This window comes from Citrobacter sp. C13 (assembly GCF_014596815.2).
In the GTDB taxonomy this organism is placed as follows: Bacteria; Pseudomonadota; Gammaproteobacteria; order Enterobacterales; family Enterobacteriaceae; genus Citrobacter; species Citrobacter portucalensis.
Genome location: NZ_CP115024.1, coordinates 3,855,896 through 3,867,325, shown reverse-complemented (window position 1 = coordinate 3,867,325; position 11,430 = coordinate 3,855,896). Strand labels below are relative to the sequence as shown.

9 protein-coding genes are annotated in these 11,430 nt (G+C 52.8%); all 9 read left to right on the top strand.

Annotated features, from left to right (window positions below; genetic code table 11):
- The first annotated feature begins 102 nt into the window (after positions 1–102).
- The 9 genes from skp (at position 103) to ldcC (ending at position 11,426) form a co-directional block, all read left to right on the top strand.
- Positions 103–588 carry a molecular chaperone Skp gene (gene skp / locus IB222_RS18570; protein WP_003018533.1) on the top strand — a complete coding sequence of 162 codons (486 nt, stop codon included), beginning with the start codon at positions 103–105 and terminating at the stop codon, positions 586–588.
- 3 nt (positions 589–591) lie between these two features.
- Positions 592–1,617 (top strand): UDP-3-O-(3-hydroxymyristoyl)glucosamine N-acyltransferase, encoded by a 1,026-nt coding sequence (gene lpxD, locus IB222_RS18565; RefSeq protein ID WP_003018531.1) that lies wholly within the window; start codon positions 592–594, stop codon positions 1,615–1,617.
- Positions 1,618–1,720: 103 nt separating this feature from the next.
- Entirely contained in the window at positions 1,721–2,176 is a 456-nt protein-coding gene (fabZ, locus tag IB222_RS18560; protein ID WP_003018528.1) for a 3-hydroxyacyl-ACP dehydratase FabZ, read from the top strand.
- Positions 2,177–2,179: 3 nt separating this feature from the next.
- Positions 2,180–2,968 (top strand): acyl-ACP--UDP-N-acetylglucosamine O-acyltransferase, encoded by a 789-nt coding sequence (gene lpxA / locus IB222_RS18555; RefSeq protein ID WP_003018525.1) that lies wholly within the window; start codon positions 2,180–2,182, stop codon positions 2,966–2,968.
- Complete coding sequence (lpxB, locus tag IB222_RS18550) at positions 2,968–4,116, top strand: lipid-A-disaccharide synthase (protein ID WP_063941139.1); 1,149 nt, start codon at positions 2,968–2,970, stop codon at positions 4,114–4,116. The genes lpxA and lpxB overlap by 1 nt, the downstream gene beginning before the upstream one ends.
- Positions 4,113–4,709 (top strand): ribonuclease HII, encoded by a 597-nt coding sequence (gene rnhB, locus IB222_RS18545; RefSeq protein WP_003018518.1) that lies wholly within the window; start codon positions 4,113–4,115, stop codon positions 4,707–4,709. The genes lpxB and rnhB overlap by 4 nt, the downstream gene beginning before the upstream one ends.
- A gap of 24 nt (positions 4,710–4,733) precedes the next feature.
- Complete coding sequence (dnaE, locus tag IB222_RS18540) at positions 4,734–8,216, top strand: DNA polymerase III subunit alpha (RefSeq protein ID WP_008786271.1); 3,483 nt, start codon at positions 4,734–4,736, stop codon at positions 8,214–8,216.
- 12 nt (positions 8,217–8,228) lie between these two features.
- Positions 8,229–9,188: an acetyl-CoA carboxylase carboxyl transferase subunit alpha gene (gene accA / locus IB222_RS18535; protein WP_003829164.1), complete on the top strand. Its 960-nt coding sequence runs from the start codon at positions 8,229–8,231 to the stop codon at positions 9,186–9,188.
- A gap of 99 nt (positions 9,189–9,287) precedes the next feature.
- Entirely contained in the window at positions 9,288–11,426 is a 2,139-nt protein-coding gene (gene ldcC, locus IB222_RS18530) for a lysine decarboxylase LdcC (protein ID WP_149384435.1), read from the top strand.
- Positions 11,427–11,430 lie beyond the last annotated feature (4 nt).

Sequence of the window (11,430 nt, the reverse complement as noted above, 5' to 3'; positions counted from 1 at the left end):
TAGTGGTAGTGTAGCGATGACTTTAGGCGATCTTGCATGGGATCGCCTGGCCACGCAAAGAACTGCACCTTCGGGTGCAAATGGGATGGTAAGGAGTTAATTGTGAAAAAGTGGTTATTAGCTGCAGGTCTCGGTTTAGCGATGGCAACGTCCGCACAGGCTGCTGACAAAATTGCAATCGTCAATATGGGTAGCCTGTTCCAACAGGTTGCACAGAAGACGGGTGTTTCTGCTACGCTGGAAAACGAGTTCAAAGGCCGTGCCAGCGAACTGCAGCGTATGGAATCCGATCTGCAATCTAAAATGCAGCGTCTGCAATCAATGAAAGCGGGTAGCGATCGTACCAAGCTGGAAAAAGACGTTATGGCTCAGCGCCAGACTTTCTCTCAGAAAGCTCAGGCTTTCGAGCAGGATCGTGCACGTCGTTCCAACGAAGAACGTGGCAAACTGGTTACTCGTATCCAGACAGCTGTGAAATCTGTTGCCAGCAGCCAGAGCATTGATCTGGTCGTTGACGCAAACACCGTTGCATACAACAGCAGCGATGTAAAAGACATCACCGCTGACGTACTGAAACAGGTTAAATAAGTAATGCCTTCAATTCGACTGGCTGATTTAGCAGAGCAGTTGGATGCAGAATTACACGGTGATGGCGATATCGTCATCACCGGCGTAGCGTCCATGCAATCTGCGCAAACTGGCAATATCACGTTCATGGTGAATCCTAAATACCGTGAACACTTAGGCGTATGCCAGGCGTCTGCCGTTGTGATGACGCAGGACGATCTTCCTTTTGCTAAGAGTGCGGCGCTGGTAGTGAAGAATCCCTACCTGACCTATGCACGTATGGCGCAAATTTTAGATACCACGCCTCAGCCTGCACAGAACATTGCACCCAGTGCAGTGATCGATGCAACGGCGAAGCTGGGTAATAATGTCTCTGTGGGCGCAAATGCGGTCATTGAGTCTGGCGTAGAACTGGGCGATAACGTGGTTATCGGTGCAGGTTGTTTCGTCGGAAAAAATACCAAAATCGGTGCAGGTTCACGCTTGTGGGCGAATGTGACGATTTACCACGACATCCAGATCGGTGAAAATTGCCTGATCCAGTCCAGCACCGTCGTTGGATCTGATGGATTTGGTTACGCGAACGATCGTGGTAACTGGGTGAAGATCCCCCAGCTTGGTCGCGTGATTATCGGCGATCGCGTCGAGATCGGCGCTTGTACCACCATTGACCGTGGTGCTCTGGACGATACTGTGATCGGTAATGGTGTTATCATTGATAACCAGTGCCAGATTGCGCATAACGTTGTGATTGGCGACAATACGGCGGTAGCCGGTGGCGTCATTATGGCGGGTAGCCTGAAGATTGGCCGTTATTGCATGATTGGCGGTGCCAGCGTGATCAATGGGCATATGGAAATATGCGACAAAGTTACGGTAACTGGCATGGGTATGGTGATGCGTCCTATCACTGAACCTGGCGTCTACTCCTCAGGCATTCCGCTACAACCCAACAAGGTATGGCGTAAAACAGCTGCACTGGTGATGAATATTGATGATATGAGCAAGCGCCTCAAAGCGATTGAGCGCAAGGTTAATCAACAAGACTAAAGCACCGTTTTTGCATGTCTGACTTTTCGGCCTGTCCCATTCATACGATTGCGACAGGCCGTGTTATTATTGCCTTTTAGTATATTTTGACAGGAAGAGTATTTTGACTACTAACACTCATACTCTGCATATTGAAGAGATTTTAGAACTTCTGCCGCACCGTTTTCCGTTTCTGCTGGTTGACCGCGTGCTGGATTTTGAAGAAGGTCGTTTTCTGCGCGCAGTGAAAAATGTATCCGTTAACGAGCCTTTCTTTCAGGGCCACTTCCCGGGTAAACCTATTTTCCCTGGCGTATTGATTCTGGAAGCGATGGCACAGGCTACCGGTATCCTCGCGTTTAAAAGCGTAGGAAAACTGGAACCAGGCGAACTGTATTATTTCGCGGGTATTGATGAAGCACGCTTTAAGCGTCCTGTCGTGCCTGGCGATCAGATGATCATGGAAGTGACTTTCGAGAAAACGCGCCGTGGCCTGACCCGTTTTAAAGGGGTTGCGCTGGTCGACGGTAAAGTTGTGTGCGAAGCAACGATGATGTGTGCCCGTAGCCGGGAGGCCTGATACGTGATTGATAAATCCGCCTTTATTCACCCGACCGCCATTGTAGAAGAGGGCGCCAGCATCGGTGCCAATGCTCACATTGGCCCATTTTGTATTGTTGGACCCCATGTTGAAATTGGTGAGGGTACCGTACTGAAGTCTCACGTTGTCGTGAATGGCCATACAAAAATTGGTCGCGATAACGAGATCTATCAGTTTGCCTCCATCGGTGAAGTTAACCAGGATCTTAAATATGCTGGCGAACCGACCCGTGTGGAAATTGGCGATCGCAACCGCATTCGCGAAAGCGTCACCATTCATCGTGGCACAGTGCAGGGCGGTGGAGTGACGAAGGTGGGCAGCGATAACTTACTGATGATTAATGCGCACGTCGCGCATGATTGTACGGTAGGCAACCGCTGTATTCTGGCGAATAACGCCACGCTTGCCGGACATGTTTCGCTTGATGATTTTGTTATCATCGGCGGCATGACTGCGGTGCATCAGTTCTGCATCATCGGTGCGCATGTGATGGTTGGCGGCTGTTCTGGTGTAGCCCAGGACGTGCCTCCGTACGTTATCGCCCAGGGCAACCACGCGACGCCGTTTGGCGTCAATATCGAAGGTCTGAAGCGTCGTGGATTCACCCGCGAAGCGATTACCGCGATTCGTAACGCCTACAAAGCGTTGTACCGTAGCGGTAAAACGCTGGAAGAAGTGAAACCAGAAATCGCGGAACTGGCGAAACAGTACCCCGAAGTTCAGGCTTTCAGCGACTTCTTTGAGCGCTCAACGCGTGGCCTGATTCGTTAATGACTGAACAGCGTCCTTTAACGATTGCCCTCGTCGCCGGAGAAACCTCCGGCGATATTCTTGGTGCAGGGTTAATCCGTGCACTCAAGGCTCGCGTTCCCAATGCGCGCTTTGTTGGCGTGGCGGGTCCGCTGATGCAGGCCGAAGGTTGTGAAGCCTGGTACGAAATGGAAGAGTTGGCGGTCATGGGCATTGTTGAAGTGCTCGGACGCCTGCGCCGTTTACTGCATATTCGTGCCGACCTCACTCGCCGATTCACCGACTTAAAGCCGGATGTTTTCGTCGGCATTGATGCACCTGATTTCAATATTACCCTCGAAGGGAATTTGAAAAGACAGGGCATTAAAACCATTCATTATGTCAGTCCGTCCGTTTGGGCGTGGCGACAGAAACGCGTTTTCAAAATAGGCAGATCCACCAACATGGTGCTGGCCTTTCTGCCTTTCGAAAAGGCGTTTTATGACAAATTTAACGTCCCGTGCCGCTTTATCGGTCATACCATGGCAGATGCCATGCCGTTGGACCCGGATAAAAATGCGGCGCGTGATGTTCTGGGCATTCCTCATGACGCTCACTGCCTGGCGCTACTGCCAGGAAGCCGTGGTGCAGAAGTGGAAATGCTCAGCGCCGATTTTCTGAAAACGGCGCAGCTATTACGCCAGCATTATCCGGATCTCGAAGTGGTGGTGCCGTTGGTGAATGCCAAACGTCGCGAGCAGTTTGAACGCATTAAAGCGGAAGTTGCACCGGAGCTTTCTGTACATCTGCTCAATGGGATGGGACGTGAAGCAATGGTGGCCAGCGATGCCGCACTGCTGGCTTCTGGTACCGCCGCGCTGGAATGTATGCTGGCAAAATGCCCGATGGTGGTTGGCTACCGTATGAAACCCTTCACCTTTTGGCTGGCGAAGCGCCTGGTGAAAACGGATTACGTTTCGCTACCGAACCTGCTGGCGGGAAGAGAACTGGTTAAAGAGCTGTTGCAGGAAGAGTGTGAACCGCAGGCGCTGTCGCAAGCGCTGTTGCCGTTGCTGGCAAATGGTAAAACCAGCCATGCGATGCACGACACATTCCGTGAACTGCACCAGCAGATCCGTTGCAATGCTGATGAGCAGGCGGCGGATGCGGTCCTGGAGTTAGCGCAATGATTGAATTTGTGTATCCGCATACGCATTTAGTGGCGGGTGTGGATGAAGTCGGGCGCGGCCCTTTGGTCGGTGCGGTCGTCACTGCTGCCGTCATTCTGGATCCGGCTCGCCCTATTATCGGTCTTAATGACTCCAAAAAACTGTCAGAAAAACGTCGCCTGGCGCTGTTTGATGAAATTAAAGAAAAAGCGTTAAGCTGGAGCCTGGGTCGGGCGGAACCGCATGAAATCGACGAGCTGAACATTTTGCATGCCACCATGCTGGCTATGCAGCGTGCGGTTGCGGGTTTGCATATTGCGCCCGAATACGTGCTGATTGACGGCAATCGTTGCCCGGCATTACCGGTACCGTCGATGGCGGTGGTCAAAGGCGATAGCCGCGTGGCGGAGATTAGCGCCGCATCGATTCTGGCAAAAGTCACTCGTGATGCTGAAATGGCGGCGCTGGATACGGTTTTTCCACAGTATGGTTTTGCACAGCACAAAGGCTATCCAACCGCATTTCATCTGGAAAAATTGGCACTGCATGGTGCGACTGAGCACCATCGCCGCAGCTTTGGCCCCGTCAAACGCGCACTGGGACTCTCGTCCTGATTCTTGTGTCGAAGGAATCTGAAGATGTCTGAACCACGTTTCGTCCACCTACGGGTGCACAGCGACTACTCCATGATCGATGGGCTGGCGAAAACCGGGCCGCTGGTAAAAAAGGCGGCCGCGTTAGGCATGCCTGCGCTGGCGATCACCGATTTTACCAACCTGTGTGGTCTGGTGAAGTTTTACGGAGCGGGCCACGGTGCGGGTATCAAGCCGATAGTTGGCGCAGATTTTCATGTCCGCAGTGAGCTGTTGGGCGATGAACTCACGCAGCTCACCGTGCTGGCCGCAAATAATACCGGCTATCAGAACCTGACGTTGTTGATTTCGAAAGCCTATCAGCGCGGCTATGGCGCAGAAGGACCGGTTATCGACCGGGACTGGTTGGTCGAGCTAAAAGAAGGTTTGATTTTGCTCTCCGGCGGTCGCATGGGCGATGTCGGACGCAGCCTGCTGCGCGGCAATAGCGCACTGGTTGACGAGTGTGTGGCGTTTTACGAAGAACATTTTCCCAATTGCTATTTCCTCGAACTGATTCGCACCGGCAGGCAAGATGAAGAAAATTATCTGCACGCAGCCGTAGCGCTGGCCGAAACGCGTGGTCTACCGGTGGTGGCGACTAACGATGTCCGCTTCCTGGAAACCGGAGATTTCGACGCACATGAAATCCGCGTAGCGATCCACGACGGGTTCACCCTTGATGACCCGAAACGCCCGCGTAACTATTCGCCGCAGCAATACATGCGCAGCGAAGATGAGATGTGCGAGCTGTTCTCGGATATTCCGGAAGCACTGCAAAACACTGTCGAGATAGCCAAACGCTGCAACGTGACGGTGCGTCTGGGCGAATATTTCCTGCCGCAGTTCCCGACCGGCGATATGACCACCGAGGATTTCCTCGTGGCGAAATCACGCGAAGGTCTGGAAGAACGTCTCGAATTTTTGTTCCCTGACCCTGAAGTTCGTGCGCAGAAGCGCCCGCCTTACGATGAACGTCTGGAAGTTGAACTTAAAGTTATCAACCAGATGGGATTCCCTGGCTACTTCCTGATCGTTATGGAATTTATCCAGTGGTCGAAAGATAACGGCGTACCGGTAGGCCCGGGACGTGGTTCCGGCGCTGGCTCACTTGTCGCCTATGCGCTGAAAATTACCGATCTCGATCCGCTGGAATTTGACCTGCTGTTCGAACGTTTCCTTAACCCGGAACGTGTCTCAATGCCCGACTTCGACGTTGACTTCTGTATGGAGAAACGCGACCAGGTTATCGAGCACGTGGCGGAAATGTACGGTCGTGATGCGGTTTCGCAGATTATTACCTTTGGTACGATGGCTGCAAAAGCAGTTATCCGCGACGTGGGCCGTGTGCTGGGGCATCCGTACGGTTTCGTTGACCGTATTTCGAAACTGGTGCCGCCCGATCCGGGCATGACGCTGGCAAAAGCCTTTGAAGCCGAACCGCAACTGCCGGAAATCTATGAGGCAGATGAAGAGGTTAAAGCGCTGATCGATATGGCGCGTAAGCTGGAAGGCGTCACGCGTAACGCCGGTAAGCACGCCGGTGGTGTGGTTATCGCACCGACAAAAATTACTGATTTTGCGCCGCTGTACTGCGATGAACAGGGGCTGCACCCGGTTACTCAGTTTGATAAGAACGACGTGGAATATGCCGGTCTTGTGAAGTTCGACTTCCTCGGCCTGCGTACGCTCACCATCATCAACTGGGCGCTGGAAATGATCAACGCGCGCCGTGAAAAGAACGGTGAGCCACCGCTGGATATTGCGGCTATCCCGCTGGATGACAAGAAAAGCTTCGATATGCTGCAACGCTCGGAGACCACGGCTGTCTTCCAGCTTGAATCCCGCGGTATGAAAGACCTGATCAAACGTCTGCAGCCTGACTGCTTCGAAGACATGATCGCACTGGTGGCTCTGTTCCGCCCTGGTCCGCTACAGTCGGGGATGGTAGATAACTTTATCGACCGTAAGCATGGTCGCGAAGAGATTTCCTACCCGGACGTACAATGGCAGCATGAGTGTCTGAAACCGGTACTGGAGCCGACCTACGGCATTATCCTGTATCAGGAACAGGTTATGCAGATTGCCCAGGAGTTGTCCGGGTACACTCTTGGCGGCGCGGATATGCTGCGTCGTGCGATGGGTAAGAAAAAGCCGGAAGAGATGGCTAAGCAGCGCGGCACCTTTGAAGAAGGGGCGAAAAAGCGCGGCGTAGACGGCGAACTGGCGATGAAAATCTTTGACCTGGTGGAGAAATTCGCCGGTTACGGATTTAACAAATCGCACTCCGCAGCCTATGCGCTCGTCTCTTACCAGACGCTGTGGCTGAAGGCGCATTATCCTGCTGAGTTTATGGCGGCGGTAATGACCGCCGATATGGATAACACTGAGAAAGTGGTCGGGCTGGTAGATGAATGCTGGCGTATGGGGCTCAAAATCCTGCCGCCGGACATCAACTCCGGGCTTTACCATTTTCACGTGAATGATGATGGCGAGATTGTTTATGGCATCGGCGCGATAAAAGGCGTGGGTGAAGGACCAATTGAAGCTATTATTGAGGCGCGTAACGAAGGCGGTTACTTCCGTGAGCTGTTTGATCTCTGTGCGCGCACGGATATCAAAAAACTTAATCGCCGGGTGCTGGAAAAGCTAATCATGTCTGGGGCGTTTGATCGCCTTGGCCCGCATCGTGCGGCGTTGATGAATTCGCTCAACGATGCGCTAAAAGCCGCCGATCAGCATGCAAAAGCCGAAGCCATCGGTCAGGCCGATATGTTTGGCGTGCTGGCGGAAGAACCGGAGCAAATTGAACAATCCTATGCCAGTTGCCAACCGTGGCCGGAGCAGGTGGTATTAGATGGTGAGCGTGAAACGTTGGGGCTTTACCTGACGGGACACCCCATCAACCAGTATTTAAAAGAAATTGAGCGCTATGTCGGAGGCTACAGGCTGAAAGACATGCATCCGACAGAACGTGGTAAAGTCACCACGGCTGCGGGGCTCGTCATTGCTGCGCGGGTAATGGTCACCAAGCGCGGCAATCGTATCGGCATCTGTACACTGGATGACCGTTCCGGACGTCTGGAAGTTATGTTGTTTACCGATGCTCTGGATAAATACCAGCAATTGCTGGAAAAAGACCGCATACTTATCGTCAGCGGACAGGTCAGCTTTGATGACTTCAGCGGCGGGCTTAAAATGATGGCCCGTGAAGTCATGGATATTGACGAAGCCCGGGAAAAATATGCTCGCGGGCTTGCTATCTCGCTGACGGACAGGCAAATTGATGACCAGCTTTTAAACCGACTCCGTCAGTCTCTGGAACCCCACCGCTCGGGGACAATTCCAGTACATCTCTACTATCAGAGGGCGGATGCACGTGCGCGGTTGCGTTTTGGCGCGACGTGGCGTGTCTCTCCGAGCGATCGTTTGCTAAACGATCTCCGTGGCCTTATTGGTTCGGAGCAGGTGGAACTGGAGTTTGACTAATACAGGAATACTATGAGTCTGAATTTCCTTGATTTTGAACAGCCGATTGCAGAGCTGGAAGCAAAAATCGATTCTTTGACTGCGGTTAGCCGTCAGGATGAGAAACTGGATATTAACATCGATGAAGAAGTGCATCGTCTGCGTGAAAAAAGCGTAGAACTGACGCGTAAAATCTTCGCCGATCTTGGCGCATGGCAGGTAGCCCAACTGGCGCGCCATCCACAGCGTCCGTACACCCTGGATTATGTCCGCCTGGCGTTTGATGAATTTGATGAGCTGGCGGGCGATCGTGCCTATGCGGATGATAAAGCTATTGTCGGCGGTATCGCGCGTCTTGATGGCCGTCCGGTGATGATCATTGGTCATCAGAAAGGCCGTGAGACCAAAGAAAAGATTCGCCGTAATTTCGGCATGCCAGCGCCGGAAGGCTATCGCAAAGCGCTGCGTCTGATGGAAATGGCCGAGCGTTTCAACATGCCGATCATTACCTTCATCGACACCCCAGGGGCTTACCCGGGCGTGGGCGCGGAAGAGCGTGGTCAGTCAGAAGCGATCGCACGCAACCTGCGTGAAATGTCGCGTCTGAGCGTACCGGTAATCTGTACCGTTATCGGTGAAGGTGGTTCCGGTGGCGCGCTGGCGATCGGTGTAGGCGATAAAGTGAATATGCTGCAATACAGCACCTATTCCGTTATCTCCCCGGAAGGTTGTGCTTCAATTCTGTGGAAAAGCGCCGACAAAGCACCGCTGGCCGCAGAAGCGATGGGAATTGTTGCCCCGCGTCTGAAAGAGCTGAAGCTTATCGACTCTATCATTCCGGAACCGTTAGGCGGCGCACACCGCAATCCGGAAGTGATGGCTGCGTCCCTGAAAGCACAGCTGCTGGCCGATCTCGCCGATCTCGACGTGTTAAGCAAAGACGATCTGAAAAACCGTCGTTACCAGCGTCTGATGAGCTACGGTTACGCGTAAACTGCATTAATTCCGAAAAGGGCCACAACGTTGTGGCCCTTTTTTTTACCTGTGGTTTGGCCAGGCTATGATTAACTAAGGTTTTTCCAGGAGGAACGAATGAATATCATTGCCATCATGGGACCGCATGGCGTCTTTTATAAAGATGAGCCCATCAAGGAACTTGAACGTGCGCTGCAACAGCAGGGATTTCAGATTATCTGGCCGCAGAATAGCGTTGACCTGCTGAAGTTTATCGAACACAACCCGCGAATTTGCGGCGTCATTTTTGACTGGGATGAATATAGCCTGGAGCTGTGCAGTGACATCAACCAGCTCAACGAGTATCTCCCGCTCTACGCCTTTATTAATACCCATTCGACGATGGATGTCAGTGCGCACGACTTGCGCATGGCGCTGTGGTTTTTTGAGTATGCGCTGGGTCAGTCTGAAGATATTGCCACCCGCATCCGTCAGTACACCAGCGAATACCTCGATAACATCACGCCTCCGTTCACCAAGGCGCTGTTTACCTATGTGAAGGAAGGAAAGTATACCTTCTGTACGCCCGGGCACATGGCGGGTACGGCGTACCAGAAAAGCCCGGTCGGCTGCCTGTTCTATGATTTCTTTGGCGGCAATACGCTGAAAGCCGACGTGTCCATTTCCGTAACCGAACTGGGTTCATTGCTTGATCATACCGGACCACACCTCGAAGCGGAGGAGTACATCGCTCGCACCTTTGGTGCTGAGCAGAGCTATATGGTGACCAACGGCACCTCGACATCGAACAAGATTGTCGGCATGTATGCTGCGCCTGCAGGCAGTACGTTACTGATTGACCGCAACTGCCATAAGTCGCTGGCGCATTTGCTGATGATGAGCGATGTGGTGCCAATCTGGCTGAAGCCTACGCGTAACGCGTTGGGGATCCTCGGCGGTATACCCCGTCGGGAATTTACCCGCGCAAGTATTGAACGCAAGGTAGAAGAGACGACTCAGGCGCAATGGCCGATACACGCGGTGATCACCAACTCCACCTATGACGGGCTGCTTTATAACACCAACTGGATCAAGCAAACCCTGGATGTGCCCTCCATCCATTTTGATTCAGCCTGGGTGCCGTATACCCATTTTCATCCGATCTATCAGGGAAAAAGCGGGATGAGCGGCGAACGGGTACCGGGAAAGCTGATTTTTGAAACCCAGTCCACCCACAAGATGCTGGCGGCGTTGTCACAGGCTTCGCTGATCCACATTAAGGGTGACTATGATGAAGACACGTTTAACGAAGCCTTTATGATGCATACCTCCACGTCTCCGAGCTATCCGATTGTGGCGTCGATAGAAACGGCGGCGGCAATGCTGCGTGGCAATTCCGGCAAGCGGTTAATCAATCGTTCGGTGGAACGGGCGTTGCATTTCCGTAAAGAAGTGCAGCGTCTGCGCGAAGAGTCGGATGGCTGGTTCTTTGATATCTGGCAGCCGGAAAAGGTCGATGAAGCAGAATGTTGGCCGGTAGCGCCAGGTGAAGACTGGCACGGATTTATTGATGCTGATGCCGACCACATGTTCCTCGACCCGGTGAAGGTCACGATTCTGACGCCGGGAATGGATGAACAGGGAAATATGAGCGAAGAGGGGATCCCCGCGGCGCTGGTGGCGAAATTCCTTGATGAACGCGGCGTCGTCGTCGAAAAAACGGGACCGTATAACCTGTTGTTCCTGTTCAGTATTGGCATTGATAAAACCCGGGCGATGGGGCTGCTACGTGGCCTGACGGAATTTAAGCGCTCGTACGATCTGAATTTACGCGTGAAAAATATGCTGCCGGATCTGTATGCTGAAGATCCCGATTTCTATCGCAATATGCGTATTCAGGATCTGGCACAGGGGATCCATAAGCTGATCCGCCAGCACGATCTCTCCGGACTGATGCTGCGGGCATTTGATACCTTGCCGGAAATGAATATGACACCGCACCAGGCCTGGCAGCGGCAGATCAAAGGTGAGGTGGAAACCGTGGCGCTTGATCAACTGGTAGGACGCGTGTCCGCCAATATGATCCTGCCTTATCCTCCCGGCGTGCCGCTCTTGATGCCCGGGGAAATGATCACTGCTAAAAGCCGGGCTGTCCTCGATTTTCTTCTGATGCTGTGTTCAGTGGGGCAGCGCTACCCGGGATTTGAAACCGATATCCATGGCGCTAAACTGGGCGAGGATGGTGTGTATCGCGTGAGAGTCTTAAAAATGGCATAACGAC

Coding starts and splice junctions, on each gene's coding strand:
- accA (WP_003829164.1), top strand. CDS start 8,229: ATGAGTCTGAATTTCCTTGATTTTGAACAGCCGATTGCAGAGCTGGAA.
- ldcC (WP_149384435.1), top strand. CDS start 9,288: ATGAATATCATTGCCATCATGGGACCGCATGGCGTCTTTTATAAAGAT.
- lpxB (WP_063941139.1), top strand. CDS start 2,968: ATGACTGAACAGCGTCCTTTAACGATTGCCCTCGTCGCCGGAGAAACC.
- lpxD (WP_003018531.1), top strand. CDS start 592: ATGCCTTCAATTCGACTGGCTGATTTAGCAGAGCAGTTGGATGCAGAA.
- dnaE (WP_008786271.1), top strand. CDS start 4,734: ATGTCTGAACCACGTTTCGTCCACCTACGGGTGCACAGCGACTACTCC.
- rnhB (WP_003018518.1), top strand. CDS start 4,113: ATGATTGAATTTGTGTATCCGCATACGCATTTAGTGGCGGGTGTGGAT.